Raw genomic sequence first — 17,617 nt, forward strand, 5'->3', positions numbered from 1 at the left:
ATTTTTATTCTATCCGGTTCATGACCGGCTCTCTTAGCTTGGTTGCGTACAGCCCGCTCATCTTGCGGGAAATGCAATCAAAGAGGAAAGCCTTATCGTGAATGGTTTTAGAAATGCCTCATTATCGAGAAGACCTGTTGCTGTCTCCATGTGGGCAGACTTGGCAGTCCTCGGGGTCGCTGTCGTGTGGGGGGCTAGCTATCCCGTTGCAAAGGGAGCGCTACTATACGCTCCAGTCTTGATCCTTATTCTTTATCGCTTCCTGATCACGACGATTATCATGATGATCGTAGCGCGTCGCGAGATTGTGGCTATGTCGCGGGGAGATACTCTACGGGGATTTTTACTTGGGTCGATCCTGTTTTCAATTTTCCTTGCGGAAACCTATGGGGTCGCTTTGACGACTGCGACGAATACGGCGCTAATCATCTCCCTTTGTGTGATCTTTACACCAATTTTGGACTACGGGTTGTCACGGAAACTTCCGCCGCCTGCCGTTATTGCGAGTGCCATCGTTTGTTGCGTTGGCGTCGGTATCTTGACCGGTGGTATAAACGCCTTCGGTGCAGGTGACTTGCTCGTTTTGGGTGCAGCAGTATTGCGGGCTATTATGGTTGTCTCGACAAAGCGGCTTATGTTCGGCCGCCAGATTTCCTCTGCGGCACTCACTGCAATCCAGGGTTTTTCGGTCACAACACTGACCTTGGTTGTCGTGATCGCTCAATTTGGTGCCAGCAGCATTGCGGTTGATGCCGATCCCCAATTTTGGTTTGCAGTCGCATTCCTTTCGCTCTTTTGCACCATCGCAGCATTCTACATACAGAATGCTGCGGTCAGGAGAACAACGCCAACGCGTGTTGGATTTCTGATGGGAACTGAGCCCTTTTTCGGCTTCCTCCTCGCGCATCTTTTGCTCGCCGAACCGATCAGCGCGACAAGCGTATCGGGTGCCGCCCTCATCCTCGTAGGGACCTTTGCCGGAATTCTCTCCGAAAACAGGAAAAGATCATGAATTTCGTTCCACAATCGATAAAGATATCTGCCAATCGTGTTTCAAATTTTGAAGATCTTATCGCTTTACCAGACAGAAGCGCCCCGGTCGTTACCATGTTCAGCGGCGGCCTTGACAGCACGTACCTTCTCTACAAATTGCAAAGCTTGGGTTTTAAAAATGTTCAGGCAGTTGCGGTCAATGTCGGAGAGACCATTGACGGGCGGTTGCTTGAGCAAGTTGCAATGCAATTGGGCGCGCGATTTGTTTATCTTGATGGTCGCGAAGCCTTCGTGGAAGGTGGCGTCAAACCTGCGATTCGAGCTCATGCGAAATACCTTGGCAATTACCCTCTCAGCAGTTCGCTCAGCCGGCCAGTGATTGCGTCACTGGTCGTCGATTATGCCACCTCGATCGGGGCAAGGGTTCTGTTGCACACTGCAAACCTGTCTCAAAATAGCCTTCCGCGGCTCAACAACAGTATAAAGCGGTGCGGCTTTGAAGGCTATTTTGGGAGCCCTTATCAAGGCTCTGTATTGTTGCGCGAACAGAAGGCCGCTGCCCTTGCGCAAGTCGGGCTCACATTTATGACGGACCGACACCTGAGTGGAGATGAAAATCTATGGTGCAGGGAGTTTGAGTCTGGTCCTTTGGACGATCCCGAGAGTTTTTCCATACCAGAAGACGCTTTTTCCTGGACCAGAGAAGCTGCTGATCGACAGACGGAAGATCTCAATCTTGGCTTTTTAGACGGGAATCTTGTCTCCATTGATAATGAAGATATTGCGCTCATTGATGCCATATCAATCTTGAATCAGAAAATCGGCAAATTCGGTCATGGCCGTTTCGTCGGCCTCGAGCATATTTCGTCCGGCGAGAAAGTTCTTGAGGTTCGTGAAGCGCCTGCGGCAGCCATCATCATGGACGCTTTGCGCCACTTGGAAACAGCGTCTCTCAGTACCGGTTCGATCATCCTGAAGCAAGGTCTTGAACAAGCCTGGGCCCAAGAGGCCGTATCCGGGAATTGGGGCAGCACCATTCACAAAATGTGTGATCAGGCAATTATCACTGCGCTCCAAGGCGTAAGTGGGTACGTCCGTTACAGCATCGATAGCACTCGCTTTTTGCCGAAGTCCATCGTTGCTCACAATCCGAAATATATTCGGGATCGGGAACTCTGGGAATACCAGGCTGCAGGTGCGACAGCACCGGTTAGAGATTTCGACTTTGCTTAACCACGATAACAGGAAGCAATCATGCTGAAGAAAATCGCATCTCAAGCGCAGTACAACCATAAGCAGGAAGGCGTTGACCATCTCTTGAAAAACGGCTGGTGGTTCTCAAGAGGCGAACATACAGAAGCAGCCTTTGACATCGAAATAGATGCCGATTGGTATGATTTTGCCGGTCACTGGAACCGCTTATTGTTGGATGAGTATATGCGTGACGGTGGAACTTACCGTTATCGTCGCTATAGCGCTTTCGAATATAGCTCCAAGGACGAAAAATTTCACCTCTTGCCGCATGCCCCTTATGAGCAATCCAAACGGGTTAACCACTTGAATGGCGGCTTCAAGCGTCATTTTGAGCCATTAGAGAAGTGCTTTGTCAACCATCCGGTCCTGAGCAAGATCCTGATCAATTTTGGCCGAATGTTCTCGGAAGCTGCCGGGCATGATCGCTGGGATATCAAACTCCACCCATACCGGATTACCGCTCGGGAAAGCACCTGCGGTGAGCCGACACCTGAAGGGCTGCATCAGGACGGAGTTGATTTTATTGTTTCTTATATGATCAGCCGGGTGAATGTGACTGGGGGCACGAGCACGGTAACAAATTCTGAAAAGCAGCCGATCGGAGACGTCGAGATGAACATGCCAAACGATTTCGTCGTTGGTAATGATCGTGAAACATATCACGGGGTAACGCCTATTGCGATTGAAAATACCAAAATGCCAGTTGCATATCGTGATGTTCTCGTCATCGCTTTCGAAAAGATCTGAGCCACTGCATGGCTGCATCACGACCCATCAATGGAGTACGGACCTTGTCAGAAGTCATATGCGTTACGGATGAACATGAGGGACTTCAGGAAAAAACTGAACGGCAAATTCTTGCGGCTGTGCAATCTGCAAGAGAGATGGAGGACCACTTCCTGACCTATTTGCTCACCATGGCTCTTCAATACCTTGCTCAAGGTGATTGCCAAAAGTCAAATTGACACCTTTTTCTCTGGCCAATTTTGAATAGAGTAATTTACTCAAATTTGCGATTTCGGTTAGGGACACAAGATGGTTCAAAAGCGTGTGAGTTACGCAAAAATAATTTATGCGCGAATTGTTTCCGAATACAATAAAAGCACACCGCCAAAAGAGACTTTGGCGGTGGCTCGCGGGATTTTTGATAAGCAATTTCAAGCAGATGAATGTCGAAAAAAAATCATGGAAGATCGTAAATCCGTAGATATACATGCCGTAGAGAAAAATATTAAACAATGAATTTCATTTAGATGCCGTATCTATAAAGAAATCTGGAATTTATAAAGCGTATACATATTGATAGCGTTATAGTGGCAGTTGGTGCGTGAGCGTCCGGTGAGCGGATTTTGCCGATCGGGCAAATCGGGGGATGTTCTGGCATTAGAACCAGCATTAGTGCTGACATTAATACCAGAACGAAGAGGTTGCATGGCTCGCATGGAGATCATGTCCGGCAGTGAGCGTCGGCGGCGCTGGTCTGACGAGGCGAAACTGAGGATATTGGCGGAAGCGGATCAACCTGGTGTTCGCATTGGTGATGTGGCTCGCCGGCATGATATCTACCCATCCCAGATCCGTTTGTGGCGGCAGTCATTCAGTTATGTCGGTCAACCGGCGATGTTCCTTCCGGTTGAAATCACCGAGGAGGCAAGCGCTACCCAGGCACCTGACACGCCACCGACGCCAGCGCTCATCGAGATCTCGCTACGAAACGGTCGGTGCTTGAGGGTTCCGGCTGACATAGAGCTTAGGATGCTCGGGTCGTTGATCGCCTGCGTGGAGGCGGCATGATCGGGCCATCGGGAAATGTGCGGGTCTATCTGGCCTGCGGAGTGACGGATATGCGGCGCGGCATTGATGGCCTATCGGCGCTGGTCGAGACGGTCGTAAAGGAGGCCCCTGGCTCGGGCGCAATCTTCGGCTTCCGCGGAAAGCGCGCGGACCGGATCAAGCTTCTCTGGTGGGACGGTCAAGGGTTCTGCCTGTTCTACAAGATTTTGGAGCGCGGATACTTTCCTTGGCCGACGGCGAAAGAAGGTGTCGCGCACCTAACGCAGGCACAGCTTTCGATGCTCGTTGAGGGGATCGATTGGCGCCGCCCGGCGTGGACATCCGCCCCCGGTCGAACAGGATAAAAGCCATATTTTGCAGAGACATCCGAGGCATAAAACTGGCATGCCAACGGCAAATCGGCTAGATTTGCGGGTATGGAAACAGCGCCGCCGGACAGTCAGGACGAGCTCACTGCTTTGCGCGCGCTGGTCGCGGAACAGGCGGCGAAACTTGAGAGCCAGGAAGCCGAGGTCATCAAGCGTGACTCCATAATCGGACTTCTTCGCGCGCAACTGGAGCTGCTCCGACACCGGCAGCATGGCGCTTCCTCGGAAAAGATCGACCGGAAGATCGAGCAATTCGAACTGATGCTGGAGGAGATTGAGGCCTCCCGTGCCGAGGCTGAAATGCGTTCCGGGAAAACTCCTTTGCCGGAGTTGGACGACGCGCCGGACAAGCCGAAGCGCAAACCACTGCCCGATGGCCTTCCCAGCGAAGAGTTGGTCTATGCGGCCCCCTGCAATTGCCCGACCTGTGGTGGCACATCGTTCCTGAAGGCCGCCGACAGGGTGATCCAGATCTTGGAGCACGTGCCGGCGTCGGTCAAGATTGTCCGCCATGTCGAAAAGCGCATGATCTGCAGGGAGTGCGATACGACGGTGGCTGGCGAGATGCCGACCTTGCCGATCAAGCGCGGCAAACCCGGGCCGGGACTGCTCGCCCATATCATGATCGCCAAATTCGACGATCACATCCCCCTCTACCGCCTGTCCGAGATGTACGACCGGTTGGGGATAGACATCTCCCGATCCGTGATGGCCGACTGGGTCGGCCGCGTATCCGCTTTGCTGACACCACTCGTCTTGTTGATCAGGGCCCATATCGCAGCACTCGACCGAATCCATACGGACGATACCCCGGTCGATGTTCTCGACCCCGGGCGGGGCAAGACAAAAACCGGCAGGGTCTGGGTCTACGTGTTCGACGGCAGTGGCTATCAATCCGCCACTCCCGCAGCCATCGCCTATTACTACAGCCCTGACCGCAAGGGGGCGCATCCCGCTGACCATCTCGCAAGCTTCAGCGGCGTCATGCATGCCGACGGCTATGGGGGATACAAGAAGCTCTACGGCAACCAGATCGTTGAGGCCGCCTGCATGGCGCATGTGCGCCGCAAGGTCCATGATGTGATCAAACTCAAGCCGTCGCCGATCGCGGAGGAAGCGCTGTCGCGCATCGGCGCTCTCTACGATATCGAGAACCGTATCCGAGGCATGTCGGCTGACGAGCGGCGCACTCTGCGCCAACACCATGCCCGGCCCGCTCTGGATGAGCTGAAGGCCTGGATCGAAACCACGCTCTCAACTTTGCCGCAGAAGCAGAAGCTGGCCGAGGCAATGCGATATGCCCTCTCTCGATGGGCAGCCTTGAGCGTTTACATCGACGATGGCCGGGTCGAGATTGACAACAACATCGCTGAACGAGCCATGCGTCCGCTCGGAATCGGAAGGAAAAACTGGCTGTTTGCCGGCTCGGATAAGGGCGGTGAGCGCATCGCCAACATTCTGACCATCATCGAGACGGTCAAACTGCAAGGCCATAATCCGGAGGTCTATCTGACAGATGTCCTGACCCGGATCCAGGATCACCCCAAAGATCGAATTGAAGACCTGCTGCCCTGGAACTGGACACCAGCAAACGCTCGATGCGAGGCCGCCTGATGGCCCGCTCGAGGTTCATCTACACACTCAGCCAAGTCGCCGGCATGATCGGCGAGAACCTCGAACTGATCGAAGAAGTGACCGCAAACTCGGACAACCTCTCCGAGGGCGAACTGGTTTACGTCAGCGATGGCAGTGAAGATGGCACGAAGGGTCTGACCGAGAATGGCATCGACGAACTTCAAAGCCTACTTGCCGACATCAGGACTTGGGAGGGCGGTATCCGCGAGTTCCTCATCGACACACAGTGCGATCCTGAAATAATCGACCGCGTCATGGCCGATGAGATGAAACGCGGCCTGTAGATTCGGACAATCGAACGCGCGAAAATCCGCTCACCGGACGCTCACGTTGGTGCGGTGTTTCACCAACCATCATCCGCATTCAGGTTGATCGAATAATTATGCCGTCGCCGCCGAGACATGCACATTGGTGGCAATCCGGTTGGCAGGAGGTCCTCCGTCAAGACAGATAGTGGCCGACACACGACAATTCCGGCGCAGTCTAGGCTACTTTGTCAACTTCCACCAAAAAACGCTTTAATTTCAAGCCGGCCAATACAATGTAGGGCGGAAGCGCCAGGGAGTAATGACCACAATTTAACTCTAAAATATTCGGCCTGGCTCCGGTAGCCTTCAGACTGTGCAGGAACCGATGCGACAGCTCAGGCAGGACAACCTTGTCTCTCTTCGCCAACACAATCTGGAGATCCAGATCTGGACGCGTCAAATTGTGAGCGTAATTCTCTAGGTTAAGCGGCCCCCACGCCCTTCTGAGGTCACTCAACTCAATAGCAGGTTCAAGGCTCTCCCGTATTGATCGTGTCGCGCGCCCCGTCCAGATCATATCGGCTAGACTTCCCGCTGTGAGAAACAGCGAAGCTTTTGACACAGCCGGCTCGTGTGCGGCGACCAACCCTGCTACCCAGGACCCTAAACTCATACCGAGAACGGAAATCTTCTTATAGCCTTTGCTGTTCAGCCATCGGATGAGTTTTTGCCCGTCGCAAACTGCTTGCCTCACTGACTGGATGGTTCGACCCAGATTAGGACTAAGCATGAAATCGGCGTACCTAGAACCAAGGCGTCGTCGCTCAAAGTGATAAGGCATAGCAATCTCGACAACCGAGATCCCACGTTTCGAGAAAAAGTGTGCAAGCTGGTGGTTCCGAGTGCTTGCATTCCAATGATGGAAGATCACCAAGGCATGATCGAATGATCCGCTGTCTGTTATTTTCGCCCAGACTACATTGTTCTCTTCAACGTCAGTCGAAATGTCCGATGGAAATTTGAGCCATCCACCTTGCCCTTGAAAACACTCTTTGTCCCCGCCCGGCGCATAAAAATACGCCGAGTTACCTATGGCTTGGTCCGCAAGGACACAGAAATCGTCGATAGATCCTGTGTTTTTCGCGCCCGGAAATGCGCGATCAGCGTCTAAAATAAAATCGGTTGTTTTCTTCCATTTGCCACCGCGTTGTGAACGTTGCTCATCCCAACGATCAAGCAAGTTATGATACATTTTGGCTTTTCCCAATCTCGCTCGCTTGCCGACGGCAAAAGGCTGGATCAATAAGGCCGTAGATTGCCAGTACGACGCCAATGCTCATAAGGATTGAAAAGCCTTGAAATGCACCAATCAAGAGATAACTGGTAAAAAGTAATGCTATGACCGCCGTCATCTTCCATAGCGGCAAAACAAATCGGCATGAGCCACCCAAGCGGATTGAGCCATAAACAAAAACAAAACAGCTCGAAAGAGCGATCAAAAGGCTGCTATAATAGTTCGGCATAGTGTAGCGGAATCCGTTACCAATATGTTTGCTTTCGTAAAACGCTGTAGATATATCATCGACCAACCAAGCCACAATGTTATTGCCAGTCGATGCCAGGTACGAGCTTTGAGCCTTCATGCATATGGCAATCAGAATCCCTAAAACAGTGCAGCGGAAAATTCCGTGCATCACCCGTAGGCTTGCTTGCTGAACCTGTTCTTCATAATTTTTTTCCGACCAAGTCCTGGATGTTTCTCCAATTTTCCAAAGATCATGGGTCAACGTATGAAGCAAAATGAGACCTGCGAAAAACAGGTAGAAGCTAACACACATGTATAGATAGGCGAGGCCGGTGAACAGAATCGCCATGGGCACAGATATGACCTCAGGGCGTACGACTGCTAACTTGCTCCAATCAACCGCATAGTTGCCACCGCCTTCTACCAATGGGATCAAACACACTGCGATCCACTGAAAAATACCGGCGAACAATACGCAGACCACAAAGACCGCCCAAAATGTGTAAGAAGAAGCCTCGACGCTGAGCGCCCATCGATCTTCACGTTCCATCTGAGTGTTCGTCGTTGCAAACTCTAAGCGCCCTTGGTGTTTCCAAAAGCCCACCAAATCACTCACGAACGCAAAAAACAGTGGCAAGAACACCATGAAAAGCACTGTCCAATTTGGTGCCCAAAGAAAACCGACCTGTTTAGTGACGCCATCCGCACGACCGTACGTGGCGTTATGAATACCCATAAAATACGACAGAAACCCAAGAGCGGTGGCGGCCGCAAACACAGACGCTGGCAAATCCAACGGAGACCCGCGACTAAACAGCTTCTCTGATCTCTTTGCCAAACTGAAACGTAGCCTTGACTGGCTGGCTCCACTATCCTGTGCCGACGTTGTCGGGGTCTTCGTCTGATGCTGAGCGGCCTCAGTGAGTGGCAGATTTCGGACATTTAGCGGAGCGCTACTTTCCTTTTTTTTCGAAGCCCTCCTCTTGGTCGTTAACCGAGATTGCGCTGCGATGAGCTCCATCTGCCATTCGCTGGTTGCGATCGGATCATCGCACCCAAAGATCCTAGCCAGCCAACGAATGTTGGCAGTGCTAATCCCCTTCTCTTGTTCCTGGAACCAAAGCTGCACCGTCCTTAGATCGACCCCGATTTGGTTCGAATCGATCTGTGAAATAGCCTCTGTAAGAAGCTCGGGCGTCCATGGTCCTGGGGGAAACCCATCACTGTCCAATGGTCGCCCGGCACCCAATGCAGCCATTTGTTTGAACAGCTCTTTGAAATCACTCCCATCCTTCGGCGGAGGGACGAAAAATTTTAATTTATTTAACAATGACTTATTGGCTCAAATTTCGTTTCATTTCGCTCGATTTCGCATCGTATCGTGCTTGTGTCCTCGAGCAAGGGTTATCAGCGCGAGACAGCGATCAAAATATTTAATGCATCACTTTTGTGCGACGGAATTTTTTTGTAAGCGGCTAGGTATTCATGAATTTCATTATTTTCATCATTAGCGCAATGTCGTTCTTGTTTACGGCACGAGAACAGAGAAAAGTTATAGGGCAGCCGCGATTAACGCTACGCTCATCGGCAATAGAGCGCGTTACCGCCTATCTTTGACGTCACGGAGACGGATAGGCGCAACAGGGCCGGACAGCGAATTATTTCAGCCGAGCCAATTTCATCATGGTCAATGAGTTCGGCTGCTTCCTCCGCCTTATGCGACGCTTAAATGACAAACGCACAAGTTTTATCGGTTCACCCATCACAGCGAGAATATGAAGACAAGCAATGAAATATTGTTTTTAAAAACCGTTCTTTCCTTAAAGCCAAAGTCAAAGAGTTACTATTTTGCGCGCTGATTCACAGCCCAAGACTACACAAAACGATTGATTTTTCGCGTTGCATAACCGCCGAAAACTTAACAACGGAGGAGGGCACTAACGTCACTTTCCTAAGCCGTTGCAACGTTCTACCGCGCAACTCTATTGGAGAATTTCATGTCTTCTAAGGTACAAGTTAAGGTATCGGATGCGATAGATGTCCATGTCGGCTGTCGTATTCGCTTTCAACGTATGATCAAGGGAATGAGTCAGAAGGCGCTCGCCGAAGGGGTCGGTGTAACCTTTCAGCAGGTCCAGAAATACGAAACTGGCGCAAATCGGATTGGCTCAAGTCGGCTTCAGGCCGTAGCCAATATTCTCAGTGTCCCTGTCGCGTTCTTTTTCGAGGATGGCCCTCAGAGCTCTTCCCCTTCGCAACTGCCCGAGGCCGGCATCGGCAAGGAAATCACGCGGTTTATTCGTTCAGAGGAGGGGTTGGCCCTCAATCTTGCTTTCACAAAAATCCAGGATGCCAATGTCAGGCGAAAGGTCATCGGACTGGTGAAGACGCTGGCAAAAGAGCATGCAGAGTGAGATCGGAATGCGGGCCCAGATGATTGCCGCGAATACGCTGATGGCTTGCTCGGCTGCATCCGAAAGATATTAATCAATTGAACTCAGTTTTCAGATGAGTTTCGCACGGATGGCCAATGCGACGAGATGAGACATGGTGTGGATCTCAAGGCGCTTCCGGGCTTCTTCGAGTTTGCTTTTTACGGAGTTGTATTTGACCCCTTCGAGATCGGCCACTTCCTCCATGGTTTTGCCGACGGCGATCCATCTGAGATAGGTGGCTTCCTTGGGGTCGAGCCAGGCAGGGTGCTGCGCGCTGGGGGTGACTGGCAAGAGCGATAGGCGAGCATGCAGTTGTCCGACAGCTGCCGAGGCCGCCACTGTGTCGATGTCGCCTTGGAGATCGACCGTCGTTTTCTCTGACGCCAGGGTGAATATTGAAATCGACCCATTGGCGGCTTTCACCGGAATGGTGATGCCAGAGCGGATGCCGAAGTCGGCAGCCTGAGCATAGAAAGCACGCTCGGCTTTGGAAAGATGGATACCGCCTTGTTCACCGCTCCAGACGAAGGCCTTTTTCAAAGATTTCGCACGTTTCACCACCGGATCAACGGTGATAAATTTTCGCTTGAAATAGATCGATCGCCATTCTGGATGATAGTTGGAGATCGCCAATGTATGGCCCGGTTGGATATGAAGATAGGCATAACCGCCGAAACCAGCTTGGCCAGCAAGATGCCCAAGGGCTTGTCTAAAAGTGCTCTCGTCACCTTGTATTGCACTGAGATCGGTTAGCCGGTCCAGCCAATGCTGCATCTGCTACTCCATATTCAATTGTGGGCTGAAATAAGTCACGCCCGCCGTCGATGATCAGGATCGACTTGGAAAATGCGGATCTAAAATTAAATTTTGCGGAAATAAGTCGAGACCTTGTACTCTCTATTATGGCTATCATATTGAGCGGCAGGATATGCCTGGGACAAGCCTTGGTCTCCCGATAGCATGGGTGTTCGGTCTTTATGGGCTTTGGGTTGCGCCAACGCATCGAGCCAAGTCGGTAAATGGTACCGGTTGGTAGATATATTCCGTGGGGATTGCGGGCTCGGGCATGAAACCCAGATAACGCGACAGATTGTCCGCACTATTGCTGGCGGCAAGACCGTAGAAGTTTCCGCAGCTCCAGGTAACGATACAGTGCTGGAAATGGGCGTATACGGCGCGTGCCATCTCCGCCAGGGTGACCTCGTTGCCATGCATGGCTGTCAGTACAGTCTCGGCTTTTCGGGCGATTTCTTCAGCACCAAAATAATGTGCTTTGAAACCAAAATCCTTCTGCGCTTCGCGTGCTTTGTAGTCATTCTGATCGGCTGTGCGAAATTTTTCCAGAAAAAGAAGGATACCATCGGACTTGAGATGGTGGGCAACGAATTCAACCTGTTTGGCCCGGTTGGGTGAGTACATCTGAAACGTGGTGTCCTCGAGGATGAAGTCGAATCCGTCTGAGAATTCTTCGAGATGGCGCTCAGACCTAAGATAGTCTTTCGAAAGACGATGGAACGGGCCAAGGAAGAAACTGGCATGCGGCGGATCGCCAAACGCCATGAAGCATTTGTAATTATCTTCGTTGGGACTGCAGGAGAGCGATCGGATCTTTCCGCAACTGAGTTCCGATAATGTCCGTGCCATCGTGCCTTCCGCTGTTCCCAGGCTGTAGAACGAGACGTTTCTCGGGCTCGACTGGCTATAGCGAAGCATTGCATAGGCGATCCGGCATTCCTCTTCCAGCCGGTAAGGAATGCTGCCGTGGTAGTGTTTGTCGAAAAATCCCTGCCGGCGGGAATGAAGCTCGACGAGCCGGTAAAGCAGCGGGTCGGTCGGCAGAAGACGCATATCGGCAACGGGGCGTCGAACAGGCATGCCTCTGCTACCGGATGCGGTTTCGTCAAAGAACCCGGCCAACCGGTTCAATCGTGGACCTTGATCACATTCTTGAAGGAAACTACTGAAATCCTGCATTTCTAAACCTTTAACAAATAGGGGATCAACGCGACGAAACCCAAAAGATCTGGAAAGAGATAAATGCCGGAGGGTGACTGAATATGGGCGGCGTCAACTTGTCCTAAGTCGGTATTTCACGCTGTGCTTTCATCGGCATGCCGTTTTGTCATGAAAGTGCCACGATCGGACCAGCGTGGATCCGCGGCGGTTGTTCAGGAGGCCTGAATCGACCTATAAAAGTGATGATTGGCGGTTTTTCATGTGGGAGGATTGCCCTGTTTGATGAAGACCTGTGATTTTCGCCCAGATGAGGCCCGTCGTTGCGACCACCGAAAGCTGGTTCATCAGTATGTCGATTGGGGCATCGTTCGCGCCGACCTTGTCAGAAGAACGGGCTTCAAGCGGCAGGAAACGAAAGTTGCACTGAAGCATCACTGCTTGCTGATCAACCTGCACGGCGAGGCGCGCATCGGCGAGGATTTTGTCGAGGGGCGCCCGGTCGCCTTCACACCGCGCCGGCCAGGATCGGTGATTTTCATTCCGGCTCATCACGAATGGAGAGGCTGGGACGAGGGCGACGCGGCTGGATCCTACTTGTTCGTTTCCATCAACACTGGTTTTATTGAGCAGACAGTCGGCTCGCATTGGATCCCTGGATTAAAACCTGCGATCGGCTTTCGCGACAACACTGTCGAAGCCTGCCTGCACCGGATCTCAGCGGAGCTGAAAAACCCGGATCCGATCAGCCTCGTGATGGTCGAGAGCCAGATCATCCAGCTTTTTGTGCAGATCCTGCGGATAAATGGTGCGGGATTGAAGCCCACCAAGGGCGGACTGTCTTCCTTTGATCTGAAGCGCGTTCTGGCATTTATCGAGGAACGGCTTACAAAGCCCCCCACCCTTCTGGAAATGGCAACAGTGGCAGGCGTCAGCCGGCGCCACTTCTTTCGCGCCTTCAAACAGTCGACCGGGAAAACACCGCATAGTTATCTGGCGGAATATAGACTGAAACAGGCCCTTGCACTGTTGAACGGCACTGAACTCTCAGCCACAGAGATTGCTTTGGAATGCGGTTTCGCAAGTTCGAGCCACTTCACCTATGCCTTCCGGCGCACCTTCGGCGTCAGTCCGCTGGAATATCGTCGCGGATGGCGCAGTTGAAGCCTTTCCGCTTGTTTATGGCACGATCATGATATCTAGGCACGATTATGAAAGCGTGCGACATGTTAGCCCTCCATCATGGCCTTTGACCATCGATGAAGGTGCCCGATGTTTCGACGATGCCTTGCAGCAGACACGGGACGGGCGTCTCAAATCTTTTTTCTCGTCGCAATTTTCTTTATGTCCTTCGGCCGCAACAGCTATAATTTCGCGTGCTCGTGGCTTCTCGTTGCCTCGGGTCACGGCACGACATCCGTTGCGGTGTTTTTTGCTGTCTCCAGCTTGACAGAGCTGGTGACAAGTCCGATCGCCGGATGGCTGTCCGACCGATATGATCGCCGCAACCTGTCAACGATCGCCGACATCACCCGACTGTTTGCTGCACTGCTGATTGCAGCCATGATTATGGTCGCTGATCTGCCTTGGATGCTGTGGTTGTCGACCATTGTGTTCTCGGGCTGCGACAGGCTGTCCCTCACGGCGACACAGTCTATGATTCCATCGTTGAGAGCCGACCGATCGCTGGCAAGAATCAATTCGATTGTGTTCGTCATCCTGCAGATTGGAAGCCTCGCTTCCGCAGCCATCATCGGTTTCCTGCTGCAGGCGTGTTCCCCTCGGACCACATTGTTCGCCATTGCTGGATGCTTTTGCATTTCGGCTGCCTGCGGTGGCCTGGTGCACAATGAAAGGCGAACTCTGTGGCGAGAGGTCGTATCGAGAGACATATCATTGGTGCTAAATGACGCCTTGCGGCGGCTTGCCGTCATCTATGCCCTTTTGAACGCCGGCGGTATTTTGGTGAGCGTGGTTGGGCCCAGTTTTGTGTGGGAGGAACATCTGCGAGGTGCCATGGATTTTGGGCATCTGGAAAGTGCATGGTCAGCCGGTTCTATCCTCGGGGTTCTCATGCTGATCCCGGTGATGCGGTTCATCAAGCTCTCGAGCCTGCATCTGATCGTCCTTGTCGTCATGGCCAGCCTGTTTGCAGCCACGGCCTACGTTGCTTTTTCCTGGAACCTGCTCGTCTTCGCCATGCTGGGGGCCTTCTATAATCTTGGCAGGGTGTCCGTCGAGGTAGCGCTGCAGGCTTGCGTTGCGCAAGACGAGCTCGGCCGGGCCAAAGGCACCATCCATTCCATCGCCGTTGCCGTGAGCCTGCTTCTGGTTGCGATAGTCTCTCTGACATCGGATGATCTCGAACCCTCAACCATGTTTTTGATGTTTTCAGGCCTTGTCGCATTGAGCGTGAGCGCTCTGGCAAGCCTGCCGGTTCAGCGCAAAAGCCACTGATGCGAAGTTCCGATGTGTTTTTCGCCAGCGCAGACTGGCGAAGCGCTGTCATCTCATTTATCTTGTGACGTGAGGCAGTACGTGCTGCCTTGGGGCGTGGAAACCCCTCCGTGCGACTGATGCTGGTCGATTCAGCATCGAACTCTCTGACCTTTCGGGTCGGGGAGCCTGTGGCGTATGTCCAGGTTCCCCGGAACTAAAGGCCACAGGGCTGTCACGGACAGTTTCCAACTCCCCGATCATTCGGAGGTTAAGTGAGTCTATCGCGGGGACGGACCGCGACAAACTCTCTTGATGGGGAGCAACCGATGGGACACCAAGCCGTTCAGCATTATGATACGCACCATTCAGAAGTGGTTGCCTATGATCGCCAGAAGTCCGCATCCCATCCATCATCTCCGCATTATGTGAATGTGGTACGCGCCTGGGCGATATCGTTGCCATTGATGAACGGGGCCGAGGCGCATGATGGCGTCTGATTTGCACCCGACCTTGAAACGCGGACCCTGCCGTACCTTATCCCATCAGTCGAAATCCTGGCACCATATGCGCGCCGATCTGGTGCGCAGGACGGGCCTTGACCGGGAAGAGACAGCGTTTATCGCTGACCGGCATCTTGTTCTTCTCAATCTTCAGGGACATTCGGAGCGGGGCGAGCATTTTCTGGACAACCGCAGAACTGATTTCGTGCGCAGAAAACCGGGCGCAATCCTCTTCGTTCCAGCTGGCAGTATCTGGCGGGGCTGGGAAACGGGGGCGTCCAATGCCGCCTATCTGTCTCTCGGCGTCGATCCCGCAAAGCTCACGGATCTGTTTGCACCTGCGCAATCACGCACCGTGTCCTGCCTTTCCTTTTCGCCCGATCTTGGCTTTGAAGATCCCATTGTCACGAATGCAATGCGCGGGATCGGCTCGGAAATTCGGGAGAAGGGTCCACTAAGCAATCTTCTCGTCGAAAGCTATGTGGCGACGATCTTCACGCAATTGATGCGAAGGCAAAGCAGTCTACCCACGCGGCGCCAGGGCGGGCTTTCATCTGCCACCCTCAACCGTGTGGCCCAGAAGATCGACGATGAGTTGGACGATGGCCTTTCTCTCCAGCAGTTGGCGGATCTGGCCGGGCTCAGCATTCCCCATCTTTGCCGGGCCTTCAAGCAGACCTTCGGCTTGCCACCATATCGCTACATCATTCAGCGCAGAATAGAGCGTGCGAAACAATACTTGCGCGAGACAGCTCTTTCGATCACCGAGATTGCCCTGTCCTGCGGTTTCTCGAGTGCAAGCCATTTTGCCAATGTCTTCAGAAAAGAAGTCGGAACTACGCCGCTCGACTATCGAGCCGCATGGTCCGACAGGGCGTTCGGGTAATTTCGTGATCAGATCCCGTTGCCAGATCAATTTCCTGCAAGCGCCACGCGAATGAGCGGGCAATCATGGTGATATCTTTCGCAAGGATGTCATCATGGAATTCGAAGCCGTCTCATCCCGTCTGCAACTGCCACATCCCTCTGATCAGACAGCATTGCGCGTCAAGGATCTGAAAAAGCAGTTCGGTCCGCTCGAGGTGCTAAAGGGGATCTCGTTGAGTGCTTCGCGCGGTGAGGTGATTTCAATCCTTGGATCCAGCGGATCAGGAAAAAGCACCTTACTCAGATGCCTCAATTTTCTCGAGGAACCGAGCGGTGGCGACATCTGGATTGGCGGCCAGCATATTCGCCTGCGCCGGGGACGGGCTGCCCAGTCGGAAATCAATGTCCTGCGTGCCCGCCTTGGCATGGTGTTCCAGACCTTCAATCTCTGGCCTCATAAGACAGTTCTTGAAAACCTGATCGAGGCGCCGGTTTACGTGCGCAAGATCCCGAAGAAAATGGCATGTGCTCGGGCTGAAGACCTCCTGTCGAAAGTTGGCCTGGCGGATAAGCGCCATGCTTATCCTGTGCATCTGTCCGGTGGTCAACAGCAGCGGGTCGCCATCGCCCGGGCGTTGGCGATGGAGCCCGACATTCTCCTGTTCGATGAGCCGACATCGGCTCTCGATCCCGAACTGGTTGGCGAGGTTCTGAATGTCATTCGGTCGCTTGCCGATGAAGGGCGAACCATGCTGATCGTCACCCATGAACTCGCGTTTGCGCGTCAGGTCTCCAACCGCATTTTCTTCCTCCATCAGGGGCGGATCGAAGAGGAAGGGGCGCCTGAAGCCATATTCGAACGACCGGTGTCGCCGTGGTTGCGGCAATTCCTATCCGCGCAGTTCGGGAGGACCACCCGATGATATCTCTGCAAGAGCTTGGCCTGCAAGGATTTGGAGCGCAAATCGCGGCAGGTGCCGCCACGACGCTTCAAACAGCATTAACAACCCTCCCTGTGGGGATCTTCGTCGGCCTGTCCGGGGCAGCAGCAAAGTGCAGCCGCTTGCCGCTGCTCCGTCGTCTGGCGCAAGCCTACACGACAATCATCAGGGGCATTCCCGAACTCCTGATCATTCTCATTTTGTATTTCGGGGGAACTGTTGCCCTGACGGCGATGTTCGGGCGCTATGTCGAGGTCAGTGCGTTTGCAGCCGGCGTGTTTGCCCTGACCATCGTGTTCGGTGCCTATGCGACTGAAGTGTTCAGAGCCGCGATCCTCGCTGTGCCACGGGGACAAATCGAGGCCGCTTGCGCCCTTGGTCTGTCTCGCTTTGCTCTCTGGCATTTGATCGTCCTGCCGCAGATGTGGCGCTACGCTTTGCCGGGTCTTGGCAATCTGTGGCTCACCTTGCTCAAGGACACGGCACTCATATCTGTGGTCGGGCTGGAGGATCTCATGCGCAAGACTGGTGTCGCGGCTGGAGTGACCCACGATCCTCTCAGGTTCTATCTGGTTGCCGCCTGCCTCTATCTGCTGTTCACCTCAGTATCTTTGGTGGTTTTGACGCTGCTCGAGCGGCGAGCAAGCCGTGGTCTGGGCCGATAG

19 protein-coding genes are annotated in these 17,617 nt (G+C 53.2%); 15 read left to right on the top strand and 4 right to left on the bottom strand.

Translation table 11 applies throughout. The annotated features are described in order from the left end of the window. Positions 1-97 precede the first annotated feature (97 nt). From H1Y61_RS25390 to H1Y61_RS27055, 8 genes are all read left to right on the top strand, one after another. Positions 98-1,012 (top strand): DMT family transporter, encoded by a 915-nt coding sequence (locus H1Y61_RS25390; RefSeq protein ID WP_180575583.1) that lies wholly within the window; start codon positions 98-100, stop codon positions 1,010-1,012. Further along, a complete protein-coding gene (locus H1Y61_RS26850) occupies positions 1,009-2,226 on the top strand; it encodes an argininosuccinate synthase-related protein (protein ID WP_235681012.1) in 1,218 nt (405 codons plus the stop codon). Before H1Y61_RS25390 ends, H1Y61_RS26850 begins: the two co-directional genes overlap by 4 nt. Positions 2,227-2,247: 21 nt before the next feature. Then, positions 2,248-2,994, top strand: a complete 747-nt coding sequence (locus H1Y61_RS26855; RefSeq protein WP_235681013.1) for a 2OG-Fe dioxygenase family protein — start codon at positions 2,248-2,250, stop codon at positions 2,992-2,994. Between the two features lie 288 nt (positions 2,995-3,282). Next, entirely contained in the window at positions 3,283-3,489 is a 207-nt protein-coding gene (locus tag H1Y61_RS25400; RefSeq protein WP_180575584.1) for a hypothetical protein, read from the top strand. A gap of 189 nt (positions 3,490-3,678) precedes the next feature. Beyond that, positions 3,679-4,041 carry an IS66-like element accessory protein TnpA gene (gene tnpA, locus H1Y61_RS25405; RefSeq protein ID WP_180572727.1) on the top strand — a complete coding sequence of 121 codons (363 nt, stop codon included), beginning with the start codon at positions 3,679-3,681 and terminating at the stop codon, positions 4,039-4,041. Further along, complete coding sequence (gene tnpB, locus H1Y61_RS25410) at positions 4,038-4,385, top strand: IS66 family insertion sequence element accessory protein TnpB (protein ID WP_012478058.1); 348 nt, start codon at positions 4,038-4,040, stop codon at positions 4,383-4,385. The genes tnpA and tnpB overlap by 4 nt, the downstream gene beginning before the upstream one ends. Positions 4,386-4,457: 72 nt before the next feature. Continuing rightward, positions 4,458-6,023 carry an IS66 family transposase gene (gene tnpC, locus H1Y61_RS25415; RefSeq protein ID WP_180572728.1) on the top strand — a complete coding sequence of 522 codons (1,566 nt, stop codon included), beginning with the start codon at positions 4,458-4,460 and terminating at the stop codon, positions 6,021-6,023. Beyond that, positions 6,023-6,328 (top strand): hypothetical protein, encoded by a 306-nt coding sequence (locus H1Y61_RS27055; RefSeq protein WP_322277743.1) that lies wholly within the window; start codon positions 6,023-6,025, stop codon positions 6,326-6,328. Before tnpC ends, H1Y61_RS27055 begins: the two co-directional genes overlap by 1 nt. Before the next feature lie 199 nt (positions 6,329-6,527). Here H1Y61_RS27055 and H1Y61_RS25425 read toward each other — a convergent pair whose 3' ends face one another. Then, entirely contained in the window at positions 6,528-7,544 is a 1,017-nt protein-coding gene (locus H1Y61_RS25425) for an alpha/beta hydrolase (RefSeq protein WP_180575585.1), read from the bottom strand. Further along, entirely contained in the window at positions 7,534-9,147 is a 1,614-nt protein-coding gene (locus H1Y61_RS25430; protein WP_180575586.1) for an RcgA family putative transporter, read from the bottom strand. The genes H1Y61_RS25425 and H1Y61_RS25430 overlap by 11 nt, the downstream gene beginning before the upstream one ends. A 667-nt stretch (positions 9,148-9,814) precedes the next feature. On the opposite strand from H1Y61_RS25430, the gene H1Y61_RS25435 reads away from it, so the two are divergent. Next, positions 9,815-10,231, top strand: coding sequence for a helix-turn-helix domain-containing protein (locus H1Y61_RS25435; RefSeq protein ID WP_180575587.1), 417 nt, complete (start codon positions 9,815-9,817; stop codon positions 10,229-10,231). Between the two features lie 90 nt (positions 10,232-10,321). Here the strand turns inward: H1Y61_RS25435 and traR are convergent, their stop codons facing one another. Continuing rightward, positions 10,322-11,026, bottom strand: coding sequence for an autoinducer-binding transcriptional regulator TraR (gene traR, locus H1Y61_RS25440; protein ID WP_180575588.1), 705 nt, complete (start codon positions 11,024-11,026; stop codon positions 10,322-10,324). 201 nt (positions 11,027-11,227) lie between these two features. Beyond that, positions 11,228-12,226, bottom strand: coding sequence for a hypothetical protein (locus tag H1Y61_RS25445; protein WP_071205416.1), 999 nt, complete (start codon positions 12,224-12,226; stop codon positions 11,228-11,230). Between the two features lie 264 nt (positions 12,227-12,490). On the opposite strand from H1Y61_RS25445, the gene H1Y61_RS25450 reads away from it, so the two are divergent. From H1Y61_RS25450 to H1Y61_RS25475, 6 genes are all read left to right on the top strand, one after another. After that, entirely contained in the window at positions 12,491-13,369 is an 879-nt protein-coding gene (locus tag H1Y61_RS25450; protein WP_071205415.1) for an AraC family transcriptional regulator, read from the top strand. Between the two features lie 180 nt (positions 13,370-13,549). Further along, on the top strand, positions 13,550-14,662 hold the full coding sequence (locus H1Y61_RS25455; protein WP_071205414.1) for an MFS transporter: 1,113 nt from the start codon (positions 13,550-13,552) through the stop codon (positions 14,660-14,662). A 308-nt stretch (positions 14,663-14,970) separates the two neighbouring features. Further along, entirely contained in the window at positions 14,971-15,141 is a 171-nt protein-coding gene (locus H1Y61_RS25460; RefSeq protein ID WP_156556151.1) for a hypothetical protein, read from the top strand. After that, complete coding sequence (locus tag H1Y61_RS25465) at positions 15,128-16,030, top strand: helix-turn-helix transcriptional regulator (RefSeq protein ID WP_071205413.1); 903 nt, start codon at positions 15,128-15,130, stop codon at positions 16,028-16,030. Before H1Y61_RS25460 ends, H1Y61_RS25465 begins: the two co-directional genes overlap by 14 nt. A 94-nt stretch (positions 16,031-16,124) precedes the next feature. Then, positions 16,125-16,934, top strand: coding sequence for an ABC transporter ATP-binding protein (locus H1Y61_RS25470; protein WP_071205412.1), 810 nt, complete (start codon positions 16,125-16,127; stop codon positions 16,932-16,934). Then, the gene (locus H1Y61_RS25475) at positions 16,931-17,617 is read left to right on the top strand and encodes an ABC transporter permease (RefSeq protein WP_071205411.1); all 687 of its coding nucleotides are present in this window, start codon (positions 16,931-16,933) and stop codon (positions 17,615-17,617) included. The genes H1Y61_RS25470 and H1Y61_RS25475 overlap by 4 nt, the downstream gene beginning before the upstream one ends.

The sequence above is a fragment of the Agrobacterium vitis genome, assembly GCF_013426735.1.
GTDB lineage: Bacteria > Pseudomonadota > Alphaproteobacteria > Rhizobiales > Rhizobiaceae > Allorhizobium > Allorhizobium vitis_D.

Excerpts from the sequence above, each read along its gene's own strand:
- H1Y61_RS26850 (WP_235681012.1), top strand. The coding sequence starts at position 1,009 with ATGAATTTCGTTCCACAATCGATAAAGATATCTGCCAATCGTGTTTCA.
- H1Y61_RS26855 (WP_235681013.1), top strand. The coding sequence starts at position 2,248 with ATGCTGAAGAAAATCGCATCTCAAGCGCAGTACAACCATAAGCAGGAA.
- H1Y61_RS25400 (WP_180575584.1), top strand. The coding sequence starts at position 3,283 with ATGGTTCAAAAGCGTGTGAGTTACGCAAAAATAATTTATGCGCGAATT.
- tnpA (WP_180572727.1), top strand. The coding sequence starts at position 3,679 with ATGGCTCGCATGGAGATCATGTCCGGCAGTGAGCGTCGGCGGCGCTGG.
- tnpB (WP_012478058.1), top strand. The coding sequence starts at position 4,038 with ATGATCGGGCCATCGGGAAATGTGCGGGTCTATCTGGCCTGCGGAGTG.
- tnpC (WP_180572728.1), top strand. The coding sequence starts at position 4,458 with ATGGAAACAGCGCCGCCGGACAGTCAGGACGAGCTCACTGCTTTGCGC.
- H1Y61_RS27055 (WP_322277743.1), top strand. The coding sequence starts at position 6,023 with ATGGCCCGCTCGAGGTTCATCTACACACTCAGCCAAGTCGCCGGCATG.
- H1Y61_RS25425 (WP_180575585.1), bottom strand. The coding sequence starts at position 7,544 with ATGTATCATAACTTGCTTGATCGTTGGGATGAGCAACGTTCACAACGC.
- H1Y61_RS25435 (WP_180575587.1), top strand. The coding sequence starts at position 9,815 with ATGTCTTCTAAGGTACAAGTTAAGGTATCGGATGCGATAGATGTCCAT.
- traR (WP_180575588.1), bottom strand. The coding sequence starts at position 11,026 with ATGCAGCATTGGCTGGACCGGCTAACCGATCTCAGTGCAATACAAGGT.
- H1Y61_RS25445 (WP_071205416.1), bottom strand. The coding sequence starts at position 12,226 with ATGCAGGATTTCAGTAGTTTCCTTCAAGAATGTGATCAAGGTCCACGA.
- H1Y61_RS25450 (WP_071205415.1), top strand. The coding sequence starts at position 12,491 with ATGAAGACCTGTGATTTTCGCCCAGATGAGGCCCGTCGTTGCGACCAC.
- H1Y61_RS25455 (WP_071205414.1), top strand. The coding sequence starts at position 13,550 with ATGTCCTTCGGCCGCAACAGCTATAATTTCGCGTGCTCGTGGCTTCTC.
- H1Y61_RS25460 (WP_156556151.1), top strand. The coding sequence starts at position 14,971 with ATGGGACACCAAGCCGTTCAGCATTATGATACGCACCATTCAGAAGTG.
- H1Y61_RS25465 (WP_071205413.1), top strand. The coding sequence starts at position 15,128 with ATGATGGCGTCTGATTTGCACCCGACCTTGAAACGCGGACCCTGCCGT.
- H1Y61_RS25470 (WP_071205412.1), top strand. The coding sequence starts at position 16,125 with ATGGAATTCGAAGCCGTCTCATCCCGTCTGCAACTGCCACATCCCTCT.
- H1Y61_RS25475 (WP_071205411.1), top strand. The coding sequence starts at position 16,931 with ATGATATCTCTGCAAGAGCTTGGCCTGCAAGGATTTGGAGCGCAAATC.